We start from the raw sequence: 26,538 nt of genomic DNA, 5'->3' as shown, positions 1-26,538 counted from the left end.
AGGCCGAAGCGTGTGGCAGCACGATCTCGCCCTGCGGCAGATGGGATGGCCTTCAGCAGTCACGCACCGTGCGACGGCCCTTCGTCCCGGCCCGGCGAACGATCCGGTTCACGGCACGAGCGAGGTCGCTGGCTGCGGTCAGGTGGAAAGCGCGGCTTCGAGCATCCGGCGGACCGTCGGGGTCAGCTCGGTCACATCGGGCAGCGGTCGGGTCGTGGCCAGGGCGCCGGCGAGCCGGTCGTACAGCAGGCCGTCGGTCCAGGCGACGAGCAGTTCCGCTGCCAACGCCGGACGGGGAGCGCCGAGCGCTGCCAGCAGGGCGGTGGCCCTGGACCGTGCGGCGAGGCCGGCGGTCTGCAGATCGGCGCGCAGCTCCGGCCGACGGGTTGCCTCCAGGCTGAGTTCGAAGCGGGCGAGCTGTCGGTCGCGCGCCACCGTCAGCCAGTGGTGCAGCAGTCCGGCCAGCGCGCTTGCGGCGGAGTCCAGGTCCGGGGGTCCCTGATCCCCTTCCCGTTGATCCGCTTCCCATTGATCCGCGTCGGCGACCGAGAGCGCGGCCAGGCGGAGGTAGCAGGCGCTGATCAGCGCGCTGCGGGTGCGGAAGTAGTACGACGTGCTGCCGGCCGGCAGACCCGCGGCGGCATCGACCGCGCGGTGGGTCAGGCCGCGCAGCCCGCAGTCGGCCACGGTGCTGATGGCTGCGTCGGCAATCAGGTCCCGGCGGTCAGGGATCGACATACCCGCACTCTACATCTGTAGAGTGTGAGCGAGTCGCCTCTACATCTGTAGAGGCGAGGGCGGGTGGAGGGAGGAGTCACTGTGGATGTGCGTCATGCTGTCGTGGCCGGAGGCGGAATCGGGGGCTTGACCGCGGCGGTGGGTCTGAGCCGCCGTGGATGGCGCGTCACCGTGTGCGAACGGGCTCCCGCACTCACGGGCATCGGCGCCGGCATCGTGCTCGCACCGAACGCACTGCGCGCGCTGCATTCCATCGGCCTGGGTCCCGACCTCTGGGCGGGTGACGCCCTGCCCGGTCAGGTCGGGCTGCGCACGCCCGACGGCGCTTGGCTCAGCCGATCCGACAGCGGCGCGGTGTCCGCCCGCTACGGGCTCTCCGCGATCGCCGTGCACCGCGGCTTCCTGATCGAGACCCTCGCGGCCGCCCTGCCGACCGGCGTCGTACACCTCGGCGTATCAGTGACCGGCCTGGACGACACGGGGGACACCGTGACCGTGCGTACGTCGGCAGGCGATCTGCGCGCCGACGTCGTACTGGCGGCGGACGGCATTCGCAGCGTGCTCCGCGGGCACCTCTTCCCCGATCACCGCGGGCTGCGTCATGCCGGTGAAGCCGGATGGCGAGCGGTGCTGCCCGGTGCCGGCCTGCCGGCCCAGCAGGCTGCCGAAACGTGGGGGCGAGGCGAGCGGTTCGGCGTCGTCCCGCTCGCCGATGGCCGTATCTACGTCTACGCCACCGCCGTATCCGGCCCCGGCGCGAAGCCGGAAACCGACCCTCACGCGGAGCTGACCCGGCGCTTCGGCGCCTGGCACGATCCGATACCCGCACTGCTGGACCGGCTGAACGAGCGGGACCCGGACCCGGTCGGCATCCTGCACCACGATTTCCAGGAGTTGGCCGTGCCCCTGCCCCGGATGCACGTGGGCCGGGTTGCTCTGCTCGGCGACGCCGCCCACGCGATGACGCCCAACATGGGCCAAGGCGGTTGCCAGGCCGTCGAGGACGCCGTGGTCGCGGCGCATGTCCTGGCGCCTGCCGCCGACGTGCCGACCGCGCTCGCCGCCTATACGAGGGCCAGACACCGTCGGACCACCCGGATCAGCCGCCGCTCCCGACGTATCGGCGAAGTCGCCCGGCTCTCCCACCCGCTTGCCGTGTCCATCCGGAACCTGGCCGTACGTGCCACCCCGCAGGCGCTGTCGCTGAGGGCCCTGGACACGGTCCTTGGCTGGCAACCACCCGCCGCTCCCGCCTCCGCCCCCGTCAACGCGACGGAGCAGCGGTGAACTCCACCGTCACATCCCGCCGCCTCTTGCGCCGCGTGGACTACTCCAGGCTCCGCGCCCGCAGTCCTCTTCCGGCGGCCCGTGTGTCTCATCCGACCGAGGTGTGGTCGGCCCGCCGGGCCGTGCGACGGCTCCGCGCGTTCCCGGGCGGAACCGGACGGCGACGGCGGCCCGGGCGGGCGCGACGGGCGACCACGGTCACGGCCGGGCCGAGCTGTGGAGCGATTCGAGCATACGGACCGCGTCGCGCAGTCCTGTCGGGCGCAGCAGTTCCCGGGACGAGCCGCGCTCCCAGCCGGGACCGCACACCAGGACCGGGCTGTGCCGCCGGGCACCGCGGATTCCCCATCGGGCCGAGGCGATGTGCTGGGCCAGCGGAACACTGGCCGTGGATCTCGACTGGGCCCACAGGGCGACCGCGGCGGGACCTACCCGTCGCACGGCCCCGTCCAGCGCCTCGCCGGGGACGGCCCCGCTGAGCATCAGCGTCGGCACCCCTCGTTCGGCCAGCGCCGCGTTGAGGGCCTCCAGCGGCAAGGTGTGCTGCTCGCCGGGCAGGCAGGCCAGGAGTACGGGCGGGGTGTCCTGGCCGTGCCGCAGGTGCTCGGAGGCGGCGTAGGCGTGGCGCAGCACCGTGGAGACGTGCCAGGACAGAAGGTGCTCGACTTCGACGTAGCGGTCGCCGGAGGACTCCCACTTGCGGCCGACGGCGCGCAGGGTGGGTGCCATGACCTCCTCCCACGCGGTGACGAGCCCGTAGAAGCGCACAGCGGCCGTGAGCTGCTCGTGGACGGCCGATGCGTCGAGGCGGACGGCTGAGCGGGCCAGGCCGCGGCACTCCTGTCGGGCGGACCCGAGGGGGAGCGCGCTCGGGGACCGGGACGGACTTCCGCCGGTCGTCCTGCCGCCTGGCCCCGGTGCGGGCTCGCAGGTGCGAGGGCCGGGCGAGGTGGCGTCGGCCGGAGAGGTTCCTTCACCGGACGCCCCTGCGTCGGACGTCCCCTCGTCGAGTGCGCGCCGGGCTTGCTTCATCGCTGTCCGCGCCGCCTCGGCCGGGGGCACACCGGTGGCGGTGAGGCGGCACATCTCCTTCACCATGGCCACGTCCTGCGGGGACCATCGGCGCTGACGGCCGTCCGCACGCACGGCGGGACCCAGACCGTAGCGGCGGTCCCAGGAGCGCAGAGTGGTCGGGGATACGCCCAGGATGCGGGCCAGGGAGCCTGTCGTGACACCGGTGCCGGCCGGCTTCGCCTCGGGACGAGCCGTCACGGTCGTTCTGCCTCTGCGACACGGGCGGCCCGGGACGCGAGCCAGGGCGGGTATCCGCACCGCGACACGCGCTCGTTCGCCATGGGTTCCGCCTCTTTCGCTGGGTGCGGACCCGCGGCCCGCGTCGATCGACTGATGTTCTGCCGAACACGGCCGGACGGATGCGCGGAGCGGGCACCGAAGGGTCGGCGGGCTCCGGTCGCTCTGCGGCGGGACGATTCGCACCCAGCACGGCGACCCCTGTGCGACATGTTCCCGCTCGCTCGCCCGCCCGCCTGCCTGCCCGCGCGCCGGCCGGCCCGCCCGCTCTGGCCGGTCGGAGCGGGCGGCACAACGATGCAAGGACGATGCAAGTTGTCGCATCGGTTGTGTGCTTCGCAAGGTGGGAGGACAGCGGCGGTCGAGGGTGACCGAAGACGCGGCCCACGAGGCCGCCCGAGGTGAATCGGGCCCTTGCCCTCACAGCCCCGTCGTCTAGGGAGCCGTACATGCAAGCCGTGACACGTGACGCGCGGGTGGGGGAAGGCCGGCCCGGCCACCTCGGGGCGGCGCCGATTCCGGAGCGCGAAGCCCCGGACGCTCCGCTGACCTGGCGCAGCGCCGGTCTGGAGACGATGGCCTCGATGCTCGTGCTGTCGCTGCGGCGACTCGGGTCGCGTGGGTTCGAGGCCTGGTGCCAGTGGCCCCGTTCCCATCCGCTCAACGAGCGCGACCTGGTCGTCGTCCATCATCCGCTGATCATGGTCGAGTCCGTCCGTCAGATCGCGGCGGCCCTGGAACGACGGCATCTTCCCAGGACGTCCGCGGCGCTGGAGCCCGACTCGGTTCGTCTGGGCCTGATCCATGAGGCGCAGCCGAGGGAACGGGGCGTGGCCACCGCCGTACTCGTCCGGGTCGCCGTGAGCGATGTGATGCTCGACGACGGCCGTCTCGTCGGTTACCGCGTCTGCGCCGACTTTCTGCACGGGGGCCTGCGGTTCGGCTCGTGCACGATCCGGACGCTCCTGCGGGAACGCGGTGCCGCCGTCGGCGCCGCGGCAAGCAGCGCATGCCACAGCCTTCTGTACCCGTCCGCGGCCGCCGTAGGCGCTGCCGCGGAACCTGACGTCATGGTGGCGCGCTCCTTCCAGGGACTCGTTGTCGCGCCTCGGGATCCGGATCATCCCGTGTTCCGTCCCGGACGGTCTTCCCGGCTGTCGGCCGTGGCCGTCCTGGAGGCGGGGCGGCAGGCTGCGCTGCTGTCCTACGGCGGTACGGCGGCCGCCGTCACCGGGCTGAGTGTCGACCTGTGCGGTCCGGTGCCGTGCGCGGGTGCCGCCGTCGAGGTGACGTCGGATCCCCTCGGCCGCCGGTTCACCGTGCACACCCGCGGACACGTCACCGCGGTCGGCACAGTCGGACTGCTCCAACCCTGATCGTCCGACGTCGGGCTGCCCGCCCGCTCCGCCGCAGCTCCGATCGGCGGAGGCGAGCTTCGCGAAGTCACCCGTCCGGAGTGCAACCACCGAGGTCCGCGCAGGAGAAAACGGGACAGTGCGACTGCGGAAGGGCGCAGCCCGACACGGGGATGACCCGACATGGGGATGAAGAGTCCCCGGTTCCGGAAAGGATCCGCCATGAAGTTGAGCGACGAATTGCCCGTTGACCACCAGCTGGCCACGGTCTACCGCTACGGCGCCGCGTTCTGCGGCCTGGTCCTGCTGGTCTTCGGCGTCCTGGGATTCGCCGACCGGCTGAGTCCGTTCGACACGGAGGGGCAGCAACTCGCGGGTATGTCGACCAACGGCGTCCTGAGTCTGATCTCCGTGGTCGTCGGGCTGATCCTCATCGGCGGGGGCATCGTCGGAGGCAACTTCGCGTCGACGCTCAACATGACGGTGGGCACCCTGTTCCTGCTGAGCGGCTTCGTCCATGTCTTCGTCCTGGACCGGCCGGCCAACGTGCTCGACTTCGGGATGACCAACGTGATGTTCAGCTTCGTCATGGGACTGGTCGTCCTCACCTTCGGCATGTACGGCCGGGTCTCCAGCAAGCTGTCGCACGACAACCCCTATTGGCGCAGGCGACACGCACGGGAGGCCGCGAAGGAGTCCCTGGCCCGCCGCCGGCGATCCGTGAACCCGCCCGGCGACGGCGGTCGACGAGCAATCGGGTCCGTGCCCGGCGACGGCGGTCGACGGGCAATCGGGTCCGTGCCCGGCGCGTCGAACGCGTCCGAAGCGGCGGGTGTCCGCGACTGACGCGATGGCATTCGCCCGCCACCGCGAACGAGCGAGCTCGCGGTAGCGGGCGGAACCCGCCTCCCGCAAGGAGCTTCGACCTCGGCGACGCTCAGCGAAGTGCGGAGTTTGCCCAGCTGGTGCTGCCCCGAGAAGCCTGCGGGACATCGGCGTCGGCCAGGCCGGTTCGCAGACCTCGGACGCTTCGTCGCCGGGAGGGCTTGAGCGCCGGAGCGGTACCAACTGCTCCGGTGGCGCCCTCCGTTGCAAGTCCGTGAACGCTTCTTTAAGGCCCTGACGTCATGGGCCGGCCGCGACGTGGAACCGGCTGCGTGAGGCATTCGCTCCAGCAGACGGCCAGAAAATGCTCCCAAGAGGGGTGGTTGGTCGGCCGACTCGCATCGGCTGTCGTGGAAGAGGCCCCTGCGACAGAGGCCGGATGAGGGCCCTTCCGCGTCGCGCTCGCGGCGGACAACTGGAGCAACCTCTTTCTGTTTGCACCCCGCAACGCTTCGGCCATCCTGACCTGGCCGAGAGTGCAGCGGCGGTAATCGCCCCAAAAGGGATGAGCGGGTCCGTTTCTCGATCTCGCGTCGGTCATGTGCATCGTGTACCTTCCGATTGCTCGCGGTGATGAATGACTTGTTTTGGCCTGCGCAGCGTCCTCCGGGGGGAAGGCGCAAGATCGTGACGGGCATGAATATCGGTTGGGGGAGGCGCAAAAGGCATGTCTGAACGACCCCTTGAGCTGACGCAGCGCCCCTTTGGGCGATGTACGGAAAGGCGCTGAGCGCCGGCCTCGCGTCGTATGGTCCCGGCAGGTTTTTCCTGCCGTCGATCATGTAAACGTCACGTGATTTCGGCTGCTTCCATCCCAGGCGAAGCCCATCGGCGATCGCGCCTCTCGCATGCCTGATTTCGCGAGGGTGTTACGCGCGTCGACTCAACATTGACGAACTCTAGGTTCGAAGGATGATGGCGAAACTAACGGGGTCCGAGGAATTGTCCCTGTCCGACCTGCTGGGCGCGGCCACCGTCGCCCAGCCCGACCGGACTGCCGTCTCCTGTGGCACGGAGCGGCTGACCTTTCGGCAACTCAGTGAGCGCAGCGGGAACATGGCCGGCCACCTTCGGCGGCTCGGTGCGGTGGAAGAGCCCGTCGGCATCTTCATGGAGCCGTCCGTCGACCTCATGGCGAGTGTCTGGGGTGTCCTGCACGCAGGCGCCGCCTATCTGCCGCTGTCGCCGGAATACCCGGATGAACGGGTCCGCTACATGATCGCGGACTCGGGAACCAAGGTCATCCTGGCCGACGAGTCCCTGGTGTCCCGACTGGCAGCGATCACGCCACCGGGAACGAAGATCGTCACCGTCGCGCAGACCCAGGCCCCCCTGGAGGCCGAGCCGGACACCGGTTCCGCCGCTCCGTCCGCCCCCTTACCCGCACGGGGCCACGGCCTCGCGTACGTGATCTACACCTCGGGGAGCACGGGCAACCCGAAGGGCATCGGCATCGAGCACCACAGCATCGTCAGCCAGATGCGCTGGCTGGCCGACGAGCAGGGGCTGGACGAACGCAGGACGGTGCTGCAGAAGACGCCCCTGAGCTTCGACGCGGCCCAGTGGGAGATCCTCGCACCGGCCTGCGGCAGCAGCGTGGTGATGAGCGGACCAGGCCTCTACGCCGACCCCGGCGGGCTCATCGACCTGATCGTGGCGCACGGGGTGACCACCCTTCAGGGGGTGCCGACGCTGCTGCAGGGGCTCGTCGACACCGGACGGCTGTCCGACTGCACCTCGCTCACCCATGTCTTCAGCGGCGGCGAGTCGCTCACCAGGAACCTGGCGATCGAACTGCTCGACGCCTTACCTGACCTGACTCTGGTCAACCTGTACGGCCCGAGCGAGTGCACGATCAACGCGTCGGCCCACACCGTGGACCGCCGCACCGTCCGGCAGAGTCCCGACCACATCTCCATCGGCCGACCGGTCCGGGGCATGAGCTTCCACATCCTCGACACCGCCCGTCGGCCCGTGGCACGTGGCGAGTCGGGTGAACTCCACATCGCCGGACGCCAACTCGCCCGCGGGTACCTGAACAATCCCGGGCTGACCGCCGAACGTTTCATCACCAACCCGTTCTCCGCCGATCCCGAGTCCGCCCGTCTGTACCGCACCGGCGACCTGGCCAGATGGAACGACGACGGCACCGTGCAGTTCCTCGGCCGTACCGACAGCCAGGTCAAACTGCGCGGCTTCCGGGTCGAGTTGGACGAGATCAAGGTGTCCATCGAAAAGCACGACTGGGTCAAGCGCGCCGCCGTCCTGGTCCGCGACGACGCCAGAGTCGGCGCCAACCTCATCGCCTTCATAGAGCTCGACCCCCAGCGGGCCGCGCTGATGGACCAGGGCAACCACGGTACCCATCACCAGTCGAAGCGGAGCAGGCTGCAGCTCAAGGCGCAGCTGGCGAATCCGGGTGTGCGGCAGGAAGACGGACGGGCCGTCCTCGAGCTGCCCGGACGCTCGGCGACGGCCCGCCAGCGGCGCACGGTGTTCGCCCGCAAGACATACCGCTTCTACGAAGGCGGCGCGGTCGAACGGGCCGACATCATGGCCCTGCTCGCCCGCTCGACGGGACAACCGGCCGCCCCACGAGACCCGGACACCCTGACACTGTCCGAACTCGGCACCCTCCTGCGCTATTTCGGACAGTTCCCCAGCGGCGAACGGCTGCTTCCCAAGTACGGGTACGCCTCACCCGGCTCGTTGTACGCGACCCAGCTGTACCTGGAGCTGTCCGGTATCGCGGGTCTCGAACCGGGCTACTACTACCACCACCCGATCAGTCACCGGCTCGTGCTGATCAGCCCCGCTCCGGTCGGCACCCCGCGGCTGCGCGTCCACTTCATCGGGCGCCGGTCGGCCATCGAGCCCGTCTACCGCAACAACATCCGGGAAGTCCTCCACTTCGAAGCAGGTCACATGGTCGGCCTGTTCGACCAGGTCCTGCCCGAGTACGGGCTGCGCATCAACGCCCGCCCGGGGGCGTCCGAGGTCAAGGAGCTCCTGGGCTGCCCGGACGAGGACCACTACCTGGGCACGTACGAGGTGGAGACGGCCGCCGCCCCGGCCGTCGACAGCCCGGTCGACCTGTATGTGCAGGCCCATCCCGACCGGATCGCCGATCTGGACCGCGGTCAGTACCGGTATGACGGCGCCGAACTGGTGCGCGTGTCCGACCACCTGATCCGCAAGCAGGACGTCATCGCCATCAACCAGGAGGTCTACGACCGGGCGAGCTTCGGGATCAGCCTGATCGGCCGCGCGTCCGAAACCTGGCAGCGCTACGTCGACCTCGGCCGGGAACTGCAGCGCCTCCAGATGAACGACCTCGACCTGGGGCTGATGTCCTCCGGCTACAGCTCGGAGACCGGCAACCCCCTGCCGTCCGCCCGGCGCATCGCGAACCTCGTCGGCCTCGGCCCCGACGCCGCGTCCTACTTCGCCGTCGGCGGCCGTATCAGTGCCGAGCAGCGGCTCAGCGAGGGCATGAAGGAGGACTCCGTCCACATGCGGGGGCCGGCCGAGATCGTCAAGGACAACCTGGCCGAGTCCCTGCCTCCGTACATGGTGCCCAACCGGGTCACCGTGCTGGACTCCTTCCCGCTCACCCCGAACGGCAAGATCGACCACCAGGCCCTGCGCGAGCTGGACAAGGCCGCCGTGGAGGACACCGAGACGCCGGTCGTCCCCCCGCGTACGCCCACCGAGGAGGCCATCGCCGCGCTGTGGCGCAAGGTGCTCAGACAGGACCGGGTCTCGATCCGGGACAACTTCTTCACCGCCGGGGGCCACTCGCTGACCGCGGTCAACCTGGTCGGCCGGATCAACCGGGAGCTCGGCAGCTCCCTGCCGCTCCAGGTGCTGTTCGACGCGCCGACCATCGCCGAGCTGGCCAGACGCGTCGACCGTGAGCCCGCGACCGCCCTGCCCAGGCTCGTGCGGCTGCGAGCAGGAGACGGCGGACGGCCGGTCTTCTGCTGGCCCGGGCTGGGTGGCTACCCGATGAGCCTGCGGCTGCTGGCCGGCAGGCTGGAACTGGACCGGCCGTTCCTCGGCATCCAGGCCTACGGCGTCAACGCGGGCGAGATCGCGTACCCGACGTTCGACGAGATGGTCGCCAGGGACCTCGAACTCATCCGGGAGGCCCAGCCGGCCGGCCCGTACACCCTGTGGGGCTACTCCTTCGGGGCCCGGGTCGCGTTCGAGACGGCCCGGCAACTGGAACGCGCCGGCGAGCGGGTCGACGAGGTGATCCTGATCGCACCGGGCAAGCCGCCCGTGGAAACCCGCGCCGAGACGCCCGCCGAAGAGGCGGTCAGCTTCACCGACAGCACCTTCGTCGCGATTCTCTATTCGGTGTTCGCCGGAAACCTCGAGCGGTCGGCGGTCGACGCGTGCCTGGCCGCGACCCACGACGAGGACTCCTTCATCGCCTTCGTCTGCGGCCGGTTCGAGCACCTGGACCGGGAACTGGTGCGCAGGATCGTCGGCGTGGTGCGGCAGACCTTTCTCTTCGAGTACGCCCCTCACGAACTGGCCGAACGCGGCATCGCGGCGCCGATCACGGTATTCCGGGCCGACGGCGACCAGGACTCCTTCATCGACTCCGGCCACACGCTGTCGAGTACACCCCTCACTGTCAGCCGACTCCGGGCCGATCACTACGAACTGCTGCGCACGAACGGAATAGCCGAACTCGTCACCGCCATTCAGGCCGCACGACTCCCCAGAAAGGCCATCGGAGTGCCTCACGTCAGCATCAAGCATTTCCCGAACAACCTCGAAGCCGACCAGATATCCGCCCTCGTGGACGCGATCACCAGCGCGGTCCGGACCGCTTTCTCGGTCGACGAAGGCGCCGTGTCGATCGCCCTCGAACCGGTGGCCCAGGACGTCTGGACCGAGCGGGTGTACATACCGGAGATCGTCGAAGGAACCGGCAATCTGGTCAAAACCCCGAACTACTGAGGCCGGCCATCGAATTCCGACGGCGCCACCGGAAATGCAGGACATGCCATGACGGAGGATCGTATGCGTAGGGTGATCAGCAGGGCGAGGGAAGACCTCTCCGTGATCGTCGCGCGGGACCCGTCGATCCGCACCCGCGCGGAGGCACTGCTCCACCCCGCGCTGCCCGCGCTGTGGACCCACCGGCTGGCACATGCCCTGTACCTCCGCGGGCACCGTCAGCTCGCGCGGATCCTGGCCTACCTGGCCCGCGCGGTGACCGGCGGCATCGAGATCCATCCGGGCGCGACGCTGGGTCGGCGCGTGTTCATCGATCACGGGGCCGCGGTGGTCATCGGGGAGACGGCCGAGGTCGGCGACGATGTCACGATCTTCCACCAGGTCACGCTGGGCGCGGTCGGCTGGTGGCGGGACGGGCGCCGCGAACCCGGTGCCCGCCGCCATCCGGTCGTCGGCGACCGGGTGGTGCTCGGCACCAACGCGATCGTGCTCGGTCCCGTCACCGTCGGCGACGACGCGTTGATCGGCGCCGGTTCGCTCGTACTGGGCGATGTGCCACCGGCCGCCCGGGTGATGGCCCCCGAGGCCGAGGTCGTGCAGCGGCTGTCGGCCGCGGATCGCGAGGAGGCCGGCCAGCTGCTGCGCGCGCTGGCCACCTCAGGGTGCTGGTGACGGCCTCCCGGTTCCGTTCCCCGTCCAGCGTTTGTCGTTGTCGTTCCACCCGACCACGTGTCGGCATGCCATCGGAGGCACAGATGATTCACGTCGGTGTTGTGGAGAGCAACCTCTCCGGATCCGGCTTCGAAGGCCTGCAGATCATCAAGGAACTCGATTGCCGCGTCACCTTCTTCACCCGCGACCTGGACCGGTACCTGGAAGTGCCGGGCGGACCGGCCTACTTCGACCACTACGTCGACGAGATCGTGCACTGCGAGACGAACATCTACGAGGAGCTCCTGCCGCACGTGCACGCGGCCGGGGCGGAGCACCCCTTCGACGCGTTCCTGACCCTTGCGGAGTACGACGTGGTCGTGGCCGCCGAGGTGGCGGTCCACCTCGGACTCCCCACGGTGAGCGTCGACGGCGTCGCGACGGCACGCAACAAGGCGCTGATGCGCCGCCGCTGCGCCGAACTCGGCGTCGCGATACCGGCGTTCCGCACCGTGCGCGACCCCGCCGAGGCCGAGGCGGCCGCGGCGGAGATCGGCCTGCCCTGCGTGGTGAAACCGGCCGACGAGACCAGCAGTGCCGACGTCCGGCTGGTGGAGACCGCGGCCCAGGCGGCCGAGCATGTCGCACTGATCCGGTCCCGGGTGGAGAACACCCGCGGCCAGGCCCGCTATCACGAGCTGATGGTCGAGGAGTACCTGACCGGCCCCGAGGTCAGTGTGGAGGTGCTGGCCGACGGCGACCGGTACGAGGTGTTCGGGGTGACCGACAAGTCGGTCACCGGCCAGGGCTACTTCGTCGAGCTGGCCCACACCTTCCCCTCCGGCCTGCCCGAACCGGTGGTGCGCGGCTGCGGCGACCTCGCCGTGGAAGCCCTCCGCGCTGTCGGGTTCGACCTGGGGATGGCCCATGTCGAGATCAAGGTGACCGAGTCCGGCCCCAAGCTCATCGAGATCAACCCCCGGCCCGCGGGCGGCAAGATCACCTACCTCGTGGACCGCGCTCTCGGTATCCGGTCCCTGGAGCTGGTGGCCCGGCAGTACCTCGGGCAGCCCCTGCCCGCCCGGGTGCTTCCCGAGCGGCCGGTCGGCGGCGCCGCCATCCGCTACCTGACCGCGCGGCCCGGCCGTGTCGTGTCGGTCGGCGGGCAGCAGCGGGCCGCCGCGCTGCCCGGCGTGGAGGAGGTCGTCGTCAAGCCCAAGCCGGGTTCCGTGGTGCGGGAGTTGCGCCGCAACGGCGACCGCGCCGGACATGTGCTCGTGGTGGCCGAGACCGCCGAGCTCGCGGCGCGCACCGCGGAGGCGGCCGCGCAGGAGATCAGCATCCGGACCGAGCCGGTCGCCCGGCGCCCGGTCGCGGACTCCCTGGTCGACCTGATCGGCGGGACCCCGCTGCTCCGGCTGCCGGTTCACCGCATCCTGGACGGCGTCCCGGCCGATGCCGAGGTGCTGGCGAAGCTGGAGCTGTTCAACCCCTGGTCCAGCAGCAAGGACCGGGCCGCGCTGTCGATGCTGCGCGGCGCCGAGGAGCGGGGGCTGCTCGCCCCGGGCGACGGCACCGTGATCGAGGCGACCTCGGGCAACACCGGCATCTCGCTGGCCGCGCTCGCGGCGGCCCGCGGCTACCGCTGCGTCATCGTGCTGCCGGACAACGCCACCCAGGAGCGGGTGGCCATCCTCCGCTCGCTCGGCGCCCAGGTGGTACGGACCCCCCACACGGGCGGCTACCAGGCGGCGGTCGACAAGGCCGAGGAACTCCACCGGCAGACCCCCGGGTCGTGGTTCTGCTGCCAGCACGACAACCCGGACAACACGCGCGCGCACTACGAGACGACCGGCCCCGAGATCTGGAGCGACGCCGACGGGCGGATCGACGTGTTCGTCTGCGGAGTGGGCACCGGCGGCACGCTCAGCGGCGCCGGGCGGTACCTGCGCGAGAGCCATCCCGCGGTCCGGATCGTGGCGGTGGAACCGGCGGGCTCGCCGCTGCTGTCCGGCGGCGAGCCCGGCACGCACACCATCCCGGGCTTCAACGGCGGTTTCATCGCGCCCACCACGGAACGGAACCTCATCGACGAGGTCATCGCGGTCTCCGACGCGGACGCCCTCGACACCACCCGGCGCCTCGCGCTGCGCGCCGGACTGATGGTCGGTGTGTCGGCCGGCGCCGTCGTCCACGCGTCCGGTGTCCTGGCCGCCCGTCCGGAGTACCGGGGCCGGCGCATCGTGACCCTGCTGCCCGACACCGGCGAGCGGTACCTGAGCCTGCTCGGTCGCGAGCCCGAGCCGGTACCCGTCGCGGCCACGCACGGTGGCGGTGCCCGGTGACGGCGCCCGGCCCCACCGATGACCGGCCCCGCCTGCTCATGGTGATGCCCTACCGCCAGTTCGTGCGCAAAGCACAGGCGGAAGGGTTCTGGGTCGGTGCGGTCTGGGACCCCCGGCTGGAGTCGCCGGAGTACCTCGACGACGTGCGCGCCCTGGCGGACCTGTTCGTGTCGGCCGACTTCCGGGACGCGGAAATGCTGCGCCGCACCCTCCACCAGGTGGCCCGGGAGCACCGCGCCACGCTGATCTACCACATCGGCAGGGAGGAAACGATGGTCACCGCCTACGAGGTGGCCGAAGACCTGCACGCCGAGCTGAACCCGGCCGCGGCCATCCGCCTGCTCGCCGACAAGCGAGCGATGCGGGACCTGCTCGCCCGGCGCGGGCTGTCCCCGGTGTCCTACGAGGCCGCACCGACACGGTCCGAGGTGCCGGACGCGGTCGAGCGCGTCGGCCGCCCTGCCGTGGTCAAGCCGGCCGCGCTGGCCGGCAGCCGAGGTGTGTTCCTGTGGCGGGAGGCGCGGGACCGCACGGCCTGGACCGCACTCGTCGACCAGTACGGCTACGACGGCCCGTTCCTGGTCGAGGAGTACCTGCGCGGTCCCGAATACAGCGTGGAGACGCTGAGCAGGGACGGCCGGCACCAGGTCGTCGGCATCACCGAGAAGCTGCTGGGACCCCCGCCGCTGTTCGTGGAGGTGGGGCACGTCCATCCGGCGCCGCTGCCCCGGGACCGCCGGCGCGCCGTCGAGGAACTCACCACCGGGTTCCTCACGACGTGCGGATACCGGTTCGGCCCCGCGCACACCGAGGTGATCTGGACACGGAACGGCCCGCGCATCGTCGAGTCGCAGGCCCGGCTCGGCGGTGACCGGATACCGCGACTCGTCGAGCTGGCCACCGGACTCGACCTCGAACAGGCGATCTTCGCCGCCCTGGCGGACAGACCGGCCGAGCCCGCCGAGCCGACGGCGATCGCGATCGTGCGGTTCTTCACCTTCCCGCCCGGCCGCGTCGACGGGATCCACGGCCTGGAGACGGCCGCTCGGCTCGGACACGTCGACGAACTGAGCCTCCGGCTGCGCCCGGGCGACACCGTACCGGCGGTCGTCGACTCCAAGAGCCGGCACGGGCACGTCATCGTCTCCGGCGCCACTCCCGAGGAGGCCCGCGCCCGCTGCGCGGACGTGCTCGCCGCCATCGAGGTCGTCATCGACGGCACACCCGTACGAGCGGACGGTCGCGCCGGAGTGCTCGGGACGCCCGTATGAGCACCGCCGGTCATGAGACCCCCCACCCCGAAGAGAGGCAATGACGATGCAGTGGTCCACACCCCCCACCAGGAGGTCGCCATGAGCACCCCCGCCACCGACGCACAGGTGGTGTTCGTCGGCTACAACGCGGCCTACCTGCGCGCGATCGACGGGAGCGTCCCCGGCGGGTCGGTCGTGGTGATCGAGGAACCCGACATCATCCGCAAGCGCCGGCTCCAGGACGCGGCGACACGCTTCGACTGCCTGGACCGGATCGTCCCGGCGGGCTACCAGCAGTCGGCCGAGGCCCTCGACCTGGCGGCCGAGCTGACGGCCGCGCGGCCGGTGGCCGCCGTCGTCCCGGGGCTGGAGTACGCGGTGCCGGCTACGGCCGCACTGGCCGAGAAGCTCGGGCTGCCGGGAGCGACCGAAACTGCCGCGCAGGCGCTGCGGGACAAGGTCCGGCTCCGCGAGGTCTCCGGTGCGGGCGGCGTCCGCAATCCGCGCTGGCGCGAGGTGCACGGCCCCGCGGACATCCTCGAGTTCGCCGGCGACGGTCCGGTCGTGGTCAAGCCGGCGAACCGGCAGGCGAGTGTCGGCGTGCAACTGCTGGACTCGGTCGACGCCGCCACCGCGGCACAGGCGTGGCAGCGGACCTCGTCCGCCGCCGAGTACGAGCAGGTGCCCGACCGGGAGCTGGCGTGGCGCTTCCTCGCCGAGGAACGGCTGCGGGGTCCCGAGTTCAGCGTGGAGGCGCTGGTACGGCAGGGCGAGATCATCTTCGAGAACGTCACGGCCAAGACCGTCGTCCCCGGGCCGTATCCCGTCGAACTCGGCCATCTGCTGCCTGCCCCGCTCGACCGGGACACGCAGGCCGCGTTCGCGACGGCCATGCGGACGCTGGTCGCCGCGATCGGCTTCCGGACGGGCATCCTGCACGCGGAGTGGATCCTCACCGAGGCGGGCCCGACGCTGGTCGAATGCGCCGGCCGCTGCCCCGGTGACTACCTGATCGACCTCGTCGACCTGGCATACGGCACACGGATCAGGCTGACCCTGATCGACCTGCTGGCCGGCCGTACGGTCACGCTGCCCCGTTCCGCGCGGCAGACCTCGGCGATCCGGTTCCTGGCCGCCGAGCCGGGCACCGTGACGGAGGTCGCCGGCGTGGACACAGCGCGGGGGTTGCCCGGCGTCCAGGTCGCGGAGGTGGATGTCGAGGCCGGCCAGGAGGTCCGGCCCTGGGCATCCTCCTGGGACCGCGCCGGGCACGTCATCGCGACCGGCCCGGACGCGGACACCACCCGTCAGCGCGTCCTGGACGCGGACGCGGCCATCCGCATCGCTACCCATTGAGGAAACACATGTCTGTTCTGTGGCAACGCGTCCGCGGATGGCGCGGTTCCATGCCCGGAGGGTCGGTCGGCACGAGGCTGGCCGTGATGGCGATGATCGACGCGGTGGGCACCGGTGCTTTCCTGGCCGTGTCCGTGCCGTTCGTCACCAGGTCGGTGCACCTGTCCGAGGGCAACCTCGGTTTCGGCCTGGCCTTGTCGGCCGCCATCGCCCTGGCCACGGCCATCCCGATCGGCGTCCTGGCCGACCGGATCGGCCCGAAGAAGGTGCTGGTCGGGGTGAGCCTGTGGCGCTGCGCCTGCTTCGTGGTCTACCCGCTCGTCCAGAACCTGTGGCAGTTCCTGACCGTGGTGTGCCTGCTCGGCCTGGTCGACAAGGCGGCCGCACCGATGGAACAGGCCCTCGTCGGGCAGGCCACGGCGACCGACGACCGGGTCAGGGTGGTGGCGATCCTCCGATCGCTGCGCAACGTCGGATTCACCCTCGGCGCCCTCCTGGGCGGCATCGGGCTGCTGATCGACACCCGGGCGGGGTACACCGCGATCCTGCTGGTCAACGCAGCCTCCTTCGCCGTGCTCGCGAGCCTGGCCGCCCGGCTGCCGGTGCTCAGCGCGCCGGCGAAGAGCCTGCGTCGGCGCTTCTCGGTCAGCGTGCTGCGGGACGGATCGTTCCTGTCGTTCACCGGCATCAACGCCGTGCTCACGATGCACATGACCCTGCTGAGCATCGGTATCCCGCTGTGGATCGTCGGGCACACCGACGTCTCCTCGGCGCTGATCTCCCCCCTGGTGGCGGTCAACACCGTGCTCGCGGTCGCCCTGCAGGTGCGGGCCAGCCGGGGGACCGACACCATCCCCGGCGCCGCACGGGCCCTGGTGTGGGCCGGCATCTCCCTCGCGGTCTGCTGCCTGCTGCTCGTCGCGGCGCCGAAGCTGCCGGTCGTCCTGGCCGTCGGCGTGCTGCTGCTGGCCATGGTCGCGCTGACCGGCGGCGAGTTGTTCCAGTCCGCCGGCGGCTGGGGCGGGTCCTATCTGCTCGCGGTGCCCGGCCAGGAAGGCGTCTACCTCTCGGTCTTCTGGCTCGGCGTGGCCGTCCAGCAGATCGCGGCACCGGTCCTGGTCAGCCTGGTCGTCACGGCCGGCTCCACCGGATGGGTCGTCCTGGCCGCGCTGTTCGCCGTCTGCGGACTCGCCGCGCCGGCCATCGGCCGATGGGCGCAGGCACAGGCGGCCGTCAGGCACCGACCGGACCCGAGCCTGGCCGAGGCCACGTAACCACCACGCATGCCGCTCCCGTAGTCGAGTCGGCACAGTTGATCACCACTCAAGGAGAGACATGTCGGTTCCGCTGTATGTTCCGTCCGGCGAAGGCGAGTTCGTCAACATCCGGGACACCAAGAGGACGTACCTCAAGCTCACCACACCGGACTCCAACGGCGAGTTCGGCTTCTTCGAGCACCACATGGCTCCGGAGGCGAGCGGTGCCAGCCCGCACATCCACAAGAACTCCACCGAGATGTTCTATGTGGTGAAGGGCGAGATCGAGTTCACCATCGGTGACCGCAAGGTGGTGGGTGAACCCGGTGCGTTCGCCTACATACCCAAGGGCGAGCCGCACGGCTTCACGAACAGGGGCAACGAGGACGCCACCCTGCTGATCATGTTCTACCCGATCTACAACCGTGAGGACTACTTCCGCGGTCTGGGGCGCCTGACGGCCAACGGGCGCAACCCCAGCCTGGAGGAACTGCAGGAGCACATGGCGAAGTACGACCAGTTCATGGTCTGACCCGCGCACCCACGGCAACGAACAGGGCCTGGCAGCAATCCCGCTGCCAGGCCCTGGTGTTCGTGCCGCGCCGTCACTCGCCCGCGCTGCTCCGGGTGCGGAAGCGCCACTGCAACTCACGTACCTGCTCGGCGAGTTCGGGGACGGGACCCGCCACCTCGGCACCGGGCACGACGTCCTGGATGGACAGCGGACTCAGGGGCGACGTGATCGGCACGCCCCACTCCGCCTTCCAGTCGCGAGCCTGCTGGGACGAGCTCGCGTACACGATGCGGCCCAGTCCCGCCCACCCGTGCGCGGCCGCGCACATCGGGCAGTGCTCACCCGAGGTGTACACGGTCGCCGTGGCCCGCTCCTCGGCGCTCAGGTGGGCCGCGGCCCAGCGGACGAGTTCGAACTCGGGGTGCCGGGTCGGGTCGCCGGTGGTGGACTCGCGGTTGCGGTCCTCGGCGAGGATCTTGCCGTCCGCGTCGACGAGCACGGATCCGAACGGCCAGTCGCCGGCCTCCACCGCCTCGGCCGCCAGCTCGATGCACCGGCGCAGATAGGGCAGTTCGGCTTCGGTGACGGTGGTGGAGCGGTCGGCGCCGCTCGCGGGAAGGTCGTGGTCGTTGAGGGCCACTGATACTCCGTCTCGTTGTGTTGAGGGGGTGATCGCCGGGGAGGACTAGGGCCGGTGCGCGGCCAGGGTCGCCAGCGCCTGCCACGCCGCCTCGGGCCGCAGGGTTTCGTCCGGATCGCCGTGGTACGGATCGAGCAGCACGGTTTCGGCACCGGCGAGGCGCAATTCCTCGATGTCCTCGAGAACCTGCTCCAGGGTTCCCTCTCCGGCCCGGCGATCCGGGTCGTCGATCGGTTTGTCCGTGAGCCGGAGATAGATGCGCGGCGCCAACTCCGGTACCGGCCGATCGAGCTCGGCCGCAATATCCTTCAGCCGACCCAGGGCGTCCCTGAACCAGGGCATCGTGAACCGCAGCGGATGCCATGGAGAACCGAATCGAACGGCACGCCTTATTCCGGCGTCACTGTTGCCACCGACCCAGAGGGGAATCTGTCCGCAGCGATAGTCGTCCTCGTTCTCCCACGCGGCGCGCAGGGCCCGAAGGAGTTCGTCGGTCAGAGCACCACGCCGTTCGAACGGGACGCCCAGCGCCTCGAACTCCTCCCGTGCCCAGCCGACCCCGACGCCGAGGATCAGCCGGCCACCGCTGAGTTGTTGCAGGTTGGCGGCCATGCGGGCGACCAGCAGCGCAGGCCGGTAGGGCGCGATGAGGACCGTCGTGCCCAGCTCGATCCGCGTGGTGATACCGGCCAGCCAGGAAAGAGTTGTGAACGGTTCGTAAAATGGAGCGGGATATTGCCGGGCGACATCCGATGTGATCGCCACATGGTCGGAGAGCATCAACAGGTCGAATCCGAGACCCTCCGCGGTTTTGGCCCAGCGGGCCAGGTTGTCCGGGTTCGCACCCGGACCGAAGTTGGGGACATTCACACCGATGCGCATGCCCCAACACTAGCAACTGGCTTTCGACGGCGTGCAGTTGTCGGCCAGGCTCCCGAAGGCGCGAATACCCGGCAAGTAGCGACCGGTCAGTTGTCCCGAGATGAACCGCAATTCTTCGCATCGGGAAGACGCGCTCCGCGTAGGTCCAGGAGGAAGAATGAGGCCAGTAGGGCCGCCGTCGCCGGGAAGAGGGCGGACGGGCCGCCGAGGGAGAGCAGCGGGCCGCCCGCGAGCGATCCGATCCCGGTCCCGCCGTCGAAGGCGATGTTCCATGCGACCCCGGCCACGCCGAGGGCGCCGGGGCGGTCACCGGCCGCCTGCATCGCGAGGACCAGCGTGGCGCTCTGGACCGCGCCGAAGCCCGCCCCGAACAGGGCTGTACCGGCCAGCAACAGGGCGGGGTCGTGAGAGGCCGCGCCCGAGGCGGTGCCGATCGTCGTGGCCACGACTGCGGGCAGGAGCACCTGACGGCCTCCGTACCTGTCGATGAGCCACCCGGCGCCGAGCCGGGAGAGCACGGTGGAGGCCTGCGCGGCGAGCAGCGCCCCGGGCGCGGCCGAGGCGGTCAGCGGCAAGAAGGTGAAGACGGCGCCGTAGGCCGTGGTGGACGCGGCCTCCACCATGAGGGGGCCGGACATGGGGCGCAGTGACCGCCATGTTCCGCGCGCGGTCCGTGGGCGACGGGAGCGAGGTCCGTCCGGCCGGACGGGCGCCGCGGCGGCGCGAGGAAGGCCGAACGAGCCGACCACGACCAGAGCGGCCGCGCCCGCCGTCAGCGCGAACGCGAGCGTGTACGCCTCCTGCCGGGCCAGCGCGATGCCCAGCGGAGCCCCCAGGACGCCGGCGACACCGACCACCGCGCCGTACCAGCCGAGGGCCCGCCCCCGGCTGCCGGACGGGAACAGCTCGGCGATGAAGGTGACACCGGCGACGACGAACACGCCGAAACCCAGGCCTCGCACCGCCGCGAGACCGGTCAGGGCGGGCAGCGTGGAGACGGCCGGCAGCACCAGGCACGGCAGCCCGAGCAGCGCGCCGCTCATGGCGAGTGCGTGCCTTCGTCCGAGGCGGGCGAAGAGCCACGGCGTGAAGGGCTGGACGACCAGGGTGGCCGCCATCAGGGCGGCGGTGAGGATTCCGGCGCCCGACGGCCCGGCGCCGGACCGGACGGCGTACGCGGGCATCGCGGACAGCGTCAGATTGAAGCCGGCGAAGCCACCGAACGCGGCGACCAGGGTGCCGGCGATCGCTGCCCGCCTCCGCCCGGCGGAGGGCGCCGAGCGGGGGGCGGTGGAGGCGGATGAATCGGCGGGCGTGATCATCGCGACCCGGCGGTGCCCGGGAGCCCGGTGCGCGTCGAGCCCTGGTACGGGTCACGGAACGGCGCTACTGCCAACGGAGGAGCGGTCAGGGAAAGCACTGCGCCCGAGCCCTTCTCTGCCTGGTGGGACGACGAGCCGATGTGCTCCTCGTGACGGCGCCTGCTGCGACCCGCTATCGACGAGGACCCGGCCGAGTGCGTGCCGAGTGCTGCCGGGTGCGGCCGGGCCCGCTCCGGGGCCCCGCCGGTGACGATGGCGGGGCCCCGGAGCGGGCGGCGGATCAGGAGTTGTCGAGCGGCAGCCCGGGCGGGTTGACCTCGGACTTGGCGACGGCCTCGTTGGAGAGATTCCAGGCCGCCAGCCACTTGGCGTACTGACCGTTCTTGATCAGGTAGTTGATCGCGTCGGCGATCGGCTTGGCGAGACCGCTGTCCTTCTTGGAGGTGGCCGCGATCAGGCCCTGGAGCGTCTCGCCTGCGCCCGAGAAGGTGCCCGCGTTGGCGGTGGGCTTGTTCGTCTTCGCGGTCTGGGTGATGTGATAGGAGATGCTCGGGTTGGGGCCGAAGTGGGCATCGATCTTGCCGCTGTCGAGCGCCAGGTAGACGCCGTTGTTGTCCGGGTAGTGCTTGATGGTGAGCTTCTTGCCCTCGCTCTGCAGCTTCTTCTGCCACTCGATGAGGATGCGCTCCTGGTTGGTGCCCGAGCCGACCGAGACGGTCTTGCCGGCGAGGTTCTCGTAGTCGCCGTCGAACTTCCAGTCGGCGGACTTCAGCACCTCGAAGGCGAGGTTGTCCTGCCGGTAGGAGGCGAACTCGTACTTCTCCTTGCGCTCCTCGGTGTCGGTGACGTTCGAGAAGGCGACGTCCACCTTGCCGCCGTCGATGCCGATGAAGAGGTTCTCCCAGGTGAAGTTCTTGCTCTCCGGTTCGAGGCCGAGGACGGCGGCGACGAGTCGGCCGATGTCGGTCTCGGAACCCGTGAGGGTCTTCTGGTCGTCACCCACGTAGTCGAGCGGGGCGGAACCGGATGGCAGAGCACCGTGGCCGATCACGAGCTTGCCGCTCTTTCTTATGGCGTCGGGCAGCTCGGCGCTGATCGACTTGACCTCGGACACCTTGAGAGTGGTCTCGGTGGCGGCGCCGTTCGAGAACTGACCGATGGTCACGCTTCCGGAGGCGGCGTCGGCCGTCTTGGTGGCGGCGTCACTGTCACCACCGCAGGCGGCAAGCCCGGTGGCAAGGGTGGCGACGGCGGTCGCCACGGTGATGCCTCGTACCAGGCTACGTCGGGTGAAGTGGATGGACATGGCCGTTCCTTGTCGCTCGGGAGAAGGTGGTGGAGTGGGGGGAGATCGTGGATGCGCCGTGGGGTCGCGGTGGACTGCGGAGGGTCGGACGACCTGGCTCAGGAGGTCCTCGGTCCGCTTGTGCTCGGGTCTGTCGAGGGCATGGAGGGCGCGCGAGACCGACGATCCAGCCGCCTCGATGAAGGCGACGGGGCAGGCGATCGCGCGGGCGAAGACGATCTCGTGGGCGGCGGCACCCGGGCCGGTACGGATGGGCGCGAAGTCCTCGGTGACGGCGAGGACTTCACCGCCCCTGGTCAGACGGCGGGTTGCCGGGCCGGCCCCACTCCGATGACGTTGCGGTAGGCGAGGGCGCCGTCGCCGTGGTCGTCCGCGGCGTAGTGCCAGGGCGCCCGGTTGTCCCGGAGCACGAAGTCGCCCGGGTCCCAGCCGAACCGGATCGTGTTGTCGGGCGACGACGCGTGCCGCAGCGGATGGTCGAGGATCACGTTCCCCTCCGACGGCGTGCGATGCCGGACACCTCGGCACCGGACCCGCGGTCCCGCCCGCCGGATCTCATGGCTCGCGACACTGCTCATGGCTCTCCCTCCGGGTGCTGCCGTTACGGGGATGTCATGCCGGGGTCGCCTCCCGCCGGTCAGGCGAAGGCGACGTCAGACGCGGCGACACATCGACGCGTCGACGCGCGCCAGATCCACGTACAACCTGCGGTGCAGCAGCACTGGAATGCTCACGCCACCATGTCTACCAGCCCTGACCGGAACGGATCATTGCAGGTGCATGAAGCTTCCGGGCAGGTCGACCGGGCACCGACGGCGCTGCGCGCGCGGGGGCTCGCCGCGCAGCGCCAGGAGTTGACGGTTGCGGCCTCATGGCTGTTCCTCAGGCGGGCGTTTCCGCGGTGGCTGTCAGGAGGCGGGCGAAGGAGTCGTTGGCGCTCATGGCGTCGTTCCTTTCCGTCCGTGCTGTGGGGCCGTGGTGACGCGGCCGACGGAGGTTCCGCCCTGGCAGGGCCAGGAATCTCCGTCGTCGCACGGTGCTCACCACTGAGATCGACTGGGATCGACGATAGGCGCAATAATCGATTATCCATCCGATCGTCTATTCTGTAGGTATGAGCCAGACGACCCACACCTCCGCCTCGTCGGGGAAGCAGATGCTCTCCGAGCAGGTCTACACACACCTGCGGGACGCGATCATGCGCGGAGATCACGCCCCCGGTGACGCCCTCAAGCCCCAGGACCTCGCCAAAGAGCAGGGCGTGAGCCTTGCCGTCGTCCGCGAGGCGCTCGTGCGGGTGGTCGGCGACGGCCTCGCCGACAGGCTGCCCAACCGGGGCTTCGCCGTCCCGGCCTTCTCCGACCGCCGCTGGCAGGAGATCGCGGAAGCGCGCCGGACCGTCGAACCGGCCATGCTGCGCATGTCCGTCGAACGCGGCGACGTCGACTGGGAAGCCCGTGTACGAGCCGCCCATCACCGCTTGAGCCGTACCCCGGCGTACGTACCGGAGGAGGGCGAGCACTACAGCAGCGCATGGGCCGAAGCCCATCGGGTCTTCCACCGCACCCTGCTGGAGGGGTGCGGCAACCTCGTCCTGCTGGAGACCTTCGACCGGATGTGGACCGCGAGCGAGCTGGCGCGCCGCTGGTCGGCGCACCGCAACCCCGGCAGGGACGGTGTCCTGGAACATCGCCGGCTGGAAGAGGCCGCACTCGCCCGCGACGCCGACACGGCGGCCGAGCTCCTGACCCGGCACCTCACCCAGACCGCGGCCGGACTGTCCGACTGCACCCACCACGAACCCACGAACGAAGCCTGATGCGCCTCGCCCGCCCGGCCGCACGACCACACCTGATCACCGACACCGGAGCCACAGCATGACGTCCTTCCAGGCGAGCACAGGCCGCCTCTGCCACAACGCCGTCAGCCCCCTGCACTCAGCCGTGTACTTCGCACCGGAGCGGCAGGACGAACTCGCGGCGCTCGGGCTGGAGAGAGGTGCCATGTCCTACTACGCGGGACGCGCCGCCCCGCTCGGTGCCGTCGGCGCGGGCACGGTCACCGCGACGTTCTACAACTTCAACCACGAGCATGTGCAGCGCTACATCCCCGCCGCCTGGAGGGTCGCCACACCGGAGGCCGTGCTCGCGGCGGTGCTGCGCGGTGTGGACGGGATGCTGCGGCGACTGCTCGGAGCGGAGGTCCTCGCGTCGAAGGAGATGGCCGAGGCGGCCGGGCTGGCGCTGCGCGCCACCGAGGCGTGCCACCGCGAGGCGCGCCCGCTGTACGCCGCGCACGCCGGCCTCCCGGTGCCCGAGGAACCCCACCTGGCCCTGTGGCACGCCGCGACGCTGCTGCGCGAGCACCGGGGTGACGGTCACCTGGCCGCCCTGGCCCTCGCCGGCCTGTCCGGCATCGAGGCGCTGGTCCTGCACAACGCCACCGGCACGGCTCCGACTTCGGCATTGTTCATGCGGACCCGCGGGTGGTCCGCGCGGCAGTGGGGCGCCGCGCGCGAGCAGTTGCGCGAGCGCGGCCTGCTGGACGAAGCAGGGGACCTCACGCAGGCGGGCGCGACCCTGCGCGGCGAGGCCGAGGTGCTCACCGACCGCCTCGACGCCGCCCCGTACGACCACCTCGGCCCGGCCGCCACCGCACGCCTCACCGAACTGGCCGGTGGTTTCTCCAGCACCGTCAGAGCGGCGGGCGCCTTCCCCGCGACGCTCTTCGGCAAGGGCTGAGGGTCGGGGTCGGGGGCTGGGACTGGGGTCGGGGTCGGGGCCAGGAGGGCCGGCGCCCTCGGGGGAGGCGGAGGGGGAAGATCAGTCAAAGATCGGTCACGAGACGCCCGCTCAGCGCAGCACGCGCCCGAGGAAGCCGCGCAGGTAGCCCGCGACGACGTCCAGGTGGCTCTCCAGCAGGAAGTGGCCGCCGTCGATCAGGTGCACCTCGGTGTCCTTTGCGTCGCGGGCGAAGGCCAGGGCGCCGGCCGGGCCGAAGATTTCGTCATTGCGGCCCCAGACGGCGAGCACCGGGACCTCGCTGGTGCGCAGGAATTCGTGCAGCAGCGGGTAGAGCGGGCGGTTGTTCCGGTAGTCGCGGAACAGCGCCAGCTGGACCTCGTCGTTGCCCTGGCGGGAGACGAGGGCGAAGTCGTGCTCCCAGGTGTCCGGGCTGACCAGGCTCGGGTCGGGCACGCCGTGCACGTACTGCCAGCGGATGGCGTCGACGCTCAGCGCGGCGCGGACGGCGGGTTCGGTGTCGGGACCGGGGTTCGCCCCGTAGGCCCAGACATCGGTCCAGAACGACTCGACGAAACCGTCCTCGTAGCCGTTGCCGTTCTGGGTCACGAGGGCGGAGATCCGCTCGGGGTGCTTGAGCGCGAGGCGCCACCCGATGGGGGCGCCGTAGTCCTGGACGTAGAGCGCGTAGCGGTCCAGGCCCAGTTGGTCGAGCAGTCCGGAGGTGAGTTCGGCGAGGGCGTCGAAGGTGTAGGTGAACTCCCCTGCGAGGGGGGCGTCGGAGTGGCCGAAGCCGAGGTGGTCCGGCGCAATGACGTGGTAGTCGTCGGCCAGCAGCGGGATGAGCTCGCGGAACATGAACGAGCTGGTGGGGTAGCCGTGCAGCAGGACGATCGCGGGGGCGTCGGCGGGGCCGGCTTCGCGATAGAAGATCTTGTGGCCATCGACGGTTGCGGTCCGGTGGTGCACCGAGCTCATTTCTAACCCCTCTGAGTATTCGAACCGGTTAGGTCTCGTCAGGCAAGCATGGATGGGCTAACCTGTCAAACAGCTCGAACCGGTTAGATGGGGAGCGGTAACCGATGGACACCCTGCTGGACCTGCTGAACAGCAGGCCACTGGGGTCTGCGGCAACCGCGAAAAGGCGCGCCGCCACTACGAACGCACCGGCTGAGCCTGGCCTTGGTCCGACCTCGACACGCGGGCTCAGCCCGGTGAACGGGTCATCGGGAAGGCTCCGGCGTGGTCGCACCGGCCATCGCGAGATCGCATCTTTTGGTGGACGCTCTGCGTGATGTCCCGCCGAATTCGATGGCGCGCCACGGCTCAGGCGTCGAGCATCACCGGATGCCTGAAGTGCGGCTGTCCGACGGGATCATCGTGCTGTCGCCACCGCGCTTGGACGATGGGGCGGCGCGTCCCGCGGGGGAGGACGAGCGGCGGGGTCGCCGGCTCAGCGGCGGCCCCGGCACACGCGAGGGCGTCGAAACCTGTATCCGCCAATGCCGGGAACAGCCCCCACTGCCGGGAGCAGTGGGACAGGGTCGGGAACAGTGGGACAGGGTCGGCCCACTCCGCGCCTTCGGTGTCCGGGTAGGTAGGGACGAGGTGCTCGCGGGGACGATCGACCTGCGGTTCGCAGCGGAGGGCTTGTCTCCCGGCCAGGTGAATGTCGCCTACGGCCCGCCAGTCGTTGGCACACGCAGGTCCTCCGCCTTCGGG

Annotated in this window: 20 protein-coding genes and 1 pseudogene; 13 read left to right on the top strand and 8 right to left on the bottom strand. The window is 70.5% G+C overall.

The features are described 5' to 3' along the window. Window positions 1-138 precede the first annotated feature (138 nt). Window positions 139-738, bottom strand: a complete 600-nt coding sequence (locus tag ASD48_RS17635; RefSeq protein ID WP_057602610.1) for a TetR/AcrR family transcriptional regulator — start codon at window positions 736-738, stop codon at window positions 139-141. A gap of 81 nt (window positions 739-819) precedes the next feature. On the opposite strand from ASD48_RS17635, the gene ASD48_RS17630 reads away from it, so the two are divergent. After that, window positions 820-2,025: an FAD-dependent monooxygenase gene (locus tag ASD48_RS17630; protein ID WP_057602609.1), complete on the top strand. Its 1,206-nt coding sequence runs from the start codon at window positions 820-822 to the stop codon at window positions 2,023-2,025. 198 nt (window positions 2,026-2,223) lie between these two features. Here the strand turns inward: ASD48_RS17630 and ASD48_RS17625 are convergent, their stop codons facing one another. After that, window positions 2,224-3,297 carry a MerR family transcriptional regulator gene (locus ASD48_RS17625; protein ID WP_057602608.1) on the bottom strand — a complete coding sequence of 358 codons (1,074 nt, stop codon included), beginning with the start codon at window positions 3,295-3,297 and terminating at the stop codon, window positions 2,224-2,226. 488 nt (window positions 3,298-3,785) lie between these two features. Between ASD48_RS17625 and ASD48_RS17620 the strand changes: the two genes are divergently transcribed. The 10 genes and pseudogenes from ASD48_RS17620 (at window position 3,786) to ASD48_RS17575 (ending at window position 17,943) form a co-directional block, all read left to right on the top strand. Next, on the top strand, window positions 3,786-4,712 hold the full coding sequence (locus ASD48_RS17620; RefSeq protein WP_057602607.1) for a hypothetical protein: 927 nt from the start codon (window positions 3,786-3,788) through the stop codon (window positions 4,710-4,712). A 201-nt stretch (window positions 4,713-4,913) separates the two neighbouring features. Beyond that, window positions 4,914-5,537: a DUF4383 domain-containing protein gene (locus ASD48_RS17615; protein ID WP_057602606.1), complete on the top strand. Its 624-nt coding sequence runs from the start codon at window positions 4,914-4,916 to the stop codon at window positions 5,535-5,537. 951 nt (window positions 5,538-6,488) lie between these two features. Continuing rightward, window positions 6,489-10,550 carry an amino acid adenylation domain-containing protein gene (locus tag ASD48_RS17610; protein WP_057602605.1) on the top strand — a complete coding sequence of 1,354 codons (4,062 nt, stop codon included), beginning with the start codon at window positions 6,489-6,491 and terminating at the stop codon, window positions 10,548-10,550. A gap of 63 nt (window positions 10,551-10,613) precedes the next feature. After that, complete coding sequence (gene epsC / locus ASD48_RS17605) at window positions 10,614-11,222, top strand: serine O-acetyltransferase EpsC (RefSeq protein ID WP_107104344.1); 609 nt, start codon at window positions 10,614-10,616, stop codon at window positions 11,220-11,222. 65 nt (window positions 11,223-11,287) lie between these two features. Then, window positions 11,288-12,541, top strand: a pseudogene (locus ASD48_RS45240) (ATP-grasp domain-containing protein); the annotation flags it as partial. Further along, window positions 12,536-13,546 carry a cysteine synthase family protein gene (locus ASD48_RS45235; protein WP_057602627.1) on the top strand — a complete coding sequence of 337 codons (1,011 nt, stop codon included), beginning with the start codon at window positions 12,536-12,538 and terminating at the stop codon, window positions 13,544-13,546. The pseudogene ASD48_RS45240 and the gene ASD48_RS45235, both read left to right, overlap by 6 nt. Then, window positions 13,543-14,817 carry an ATP-grasp domain-containing protein gene (locus tag ASD48_RS17590; RefSeq protein WP_057602603.1) on the top strand — a complete coding sequence of 425 codons (1,275 nt, stop codon included), beginning with the start codon at window positions 13,543-13,545 and terminating at the stop codon, window positions 14,815-14,817. The genes ASD48_RS45235 and ASD48_RS17590 overlap by 4 nt, the downstream gene beginning before the upstream one ends. 81 nt (window positions 14,818-14,898) lie before the next feature. Further along, a complete protein-coding gene (locus ASD48_RS17585; protein WP_063887464.1) occupies window positions 14,899-16,155 on the top strand; it encodes an ATP-grasp domain-containing protein in 1,257 nt (418 codons plus the stop codon). A gap of 8 nt (window positions 16,156-16,163) precedes the next feature. Then, window positions 16,164-17,429: an MFS transporter gene (locus tag ASD48_RS17580; protein ID WP_079073817.1), complete on the top strand. Its 1,266-nt coding sequence runs from the start codon at window positions 16,164-16,166 to the stop codon at window positions 17,427-17,429. Between the two features lie 61 nt (window positions 17,430-17,490). Next, window positions 17,491-17,943 (top strand): cupin domain-containing protein, encoded by a 453-nt coding sequence (locus ASD48_RS17575; protein WP_057602600.1) that lies wholly within the window; start codon window positions 17,491-17,493, stop codon window positions 17,941-17,943. Window positions 17,944-18,016: 73 nt separating this feature from the next. Here ASD48_RS17575 and ASD48_RS17570 read toward each other — a convergent pair whose 3' ends face one another. From ASD48_RS17570 to ASD48_RS17550, 5 genes are all read right to left on the bottom strand, one after another. Next, window positions 18,017-18,565 (bottom strand): nucleoside deaminase, encoded by a 549-nt coding sequence (locus ASD48_RS17570; protein WP_057602599.1) that lies wholly within the window; start codon window positions 18,563-18,565, stop codon window positions 18,017-18,019. Between the two features lie 45 nt (window positions 18,566-18,610). Further along, the gene (locus ASD48_RS17565; protein WP_057602598.1) at window positions 18,611-19,447 is read right to left on the bottom strand and encodes an LLM class flavin-dependent oxidoreductase; all 837 of its coding nucleotides are present in this window, start codon (window positions 19,445-19,447) and stop codon (window positions 18,611-18,613) included. Between the two features lie 86 nt (window positions 19,448-19,533). Beyond that, window positions 19,534-20,769 carry an MFS transporter gene (locus ASD48_RS17560; protein ID WP_057602597.1) on the bottom strand — a complete coding sequence of 412 codons (1,236 nt, stop codon included), beginning with the start codon at window positions 20,767-20,769 and terminating at the stop codon, window positions 19,534-19,536. A 280-nt stretch (window positions 20,770-21,049) separates the two neighbouring features. Continuing rightward, window positions 21,050-22,075, bottom strand: coding sequence for a transporter substrate-binding domain-containing protein (locus tag ASD48_RS17555; RefSeq protein ID WP_057602596.1), 1,026 nt, complete (start codon window positions 22,073-22,075; stop codon window positions 21,050-21,052). 296 nt (window positions 22,076-22,371) lie between these two features. After that, window positions 22,372-22,653 (bottom strand): TauD/TfdA family dioxygenase, encoded by a 282-nt coding sequence (locus ASD48_RS17550; RefSeq protein ID WP_107104343.1) that lies wholly within the window; start codon window positions 22,651-22,653, stop codon window positions 22,372-22,374. A 536-nt stretch (window positions 22,654-23,189) separates the two neighbouring features. Here ASD48_RS17550 and ASD48_RS17545 point away from each other — a divergent pair. Together ASD48_RS17545 and ASD48_RS17540 are read left to right on the top strand one after the other, a co-directional pair. Then, complete coding sequence (locus tag ASD48_RS17545; RefSeq protein WP_057602594.1) at window positions 23,190-23,894, top strand: GntR family transcriptional regulator; 705 nt, start codon at window positions 23,190-23,192, stop codon at window positions 23,892-23,894. A gap of 58 nt (window positions 23,895-23,952) precedes the next feature. Then, entirely contained in the window at window positions 23,953-24,816 is an 864-nt protein-coding gene (locus ASD48_RS17540) for a hypothetical protein (RefSeq protein ID WP_057602593.1), read from the top strand. A 111-nt stretch (window positions 24,817-24,927) separates the two neighbouring features. Here the strand turns inward: ASD48_RS17540 and ASD48_RS17535 are convergent, their stop codons facing one another. Then, window positions 24,928-25,794, bottom strand: coding sequence for an alpha/beta hydrolase (locus ASD48_RS17535; protein ID WP_057602592.1), 867 nt, complete (start codon window positions 25,792-25,794; stop codon window positions 24,928-24,930). Window positions 25,795-26,538 lie beyond the last annotated feature (744 nt).

The sequence above is a fragment of the Streptomyces sp. Root1310 genome (assembly GCF_001426425.1).
In the GTDB taxonomy this organism is placed as follows: Bacteria; Actinomycetota; Actinomycetes; order Streptomycetales; family Streptomycetaceae; genus Streptomyces.
This window is presented reverse-complemented; position numbering and strand designations above follow the sequence as displayed.

Bases quoted from the DNA above. Each gene is read 5' to 3' on its own strand.
- ASD48_RS17560 (WP_057602597.1), bottom strand. From the start codon at position 20,769: ATGATCACGCCCGCCGATTCATCCGCCTCCACCGCCCCCCGCTCGGCG.
- ASD48_RS17610 (WP_057602605.1), top strand. From the start codon at position 6,489: ATGATGGCGAAACTAACGGGGTCCGAGGAATTGTCCCTGTCCGACCTG.
- ASD48_RS17585 (WP_063887464.1), top strand. From the start codon at position 14,899: ATGAGCACCCCCGCCACCGACGCACAGGTGGTGTTCGTCGGCTACAAC.
- ASD48_RS17545 (WP_057602594.1), top strand. From the start codon at position 23,190: ATGAGCCAGACGACCCACACCTCCGCCTCGTCGGGGAAGCAGATGCTC.
- ASD48_RS17535 (WP_057602592.1), bottom strand. From the start codon at position 25,794: ATGAGCTCGGTGCACCACCGGACCGCAACCGTCGATGGCCACAAGATC.
- ASD48_RS17620 (WP_057602607.1), top strand. From the start codon at position 3,786: ATGCAAGCCGTGACACGTGACGCGCGGGTGGGGGAAGGCCGGCCCGGC.
- ASD48_RS17555 (WP_057602596.1), bottom strand. From the start codon at position 22,075: ATGTCCATCCACTTCACCCGACGTAGCCTGGTACGAGGCATCACCGTG.
- ASD48_RS17565 (WP_057602598.1), bottom strand. From the start codon at position 19,447: ATGCGCATCGGTGTGAATGTCCCCAACTTCGGTCCGGGTGCGAACCCG.
- ASD48_RS17575 (WP_057602600.1), top strand. From the start codon at position 17,491: ATGTCGGTTCCGCTGTATGTTCCGTCCGGCGAAGGCGAGTTCGTCAAC.
- ASD48_RS17540 (WP_057602593.1), top strand. From the start codon at position 23,953: ATGACGTCCTTCCAGGCGAGCACAGGCCGCCTCTGCCACAACGCCGTC.
- epsC (WP_107104344.1), top strand. From the start codon at position 10,614: ATGCGTAGGGTGATCAGCAGGGCGAGGGAAGACCTCTCCGTGATCGTC.
- ASD48_RS17580 (WP_079073817.1), top strand. From the start codon at position 16,164: ATGTCTGTTCTGTGGCAACGCGTCCGCGGATGGCGCGGTTCCATGCCC.
- ASD48_RS17615 (WP_057602606.1), top strand. From the start codon at position 4,914: ATGAAGTTGAGCGACGAATTGCCCGTTGACCACCAGCTGGCCACGGTC.
- ASD48_RS17635 (WP_057602610.1), bottom strand. From the start codon at position 738: ATGTCGATCCCTGACCGCCGGGACCTGATTGCCGACGCAGCCATCAGC.
- ASD48_RS17550 (WP_107104343.1), bottom strand. From the start codon at position 22,653: ATGAGCAGTGTCGCGAGCCATGAGATCCGGCGGGCGGGACCGCGGGTC.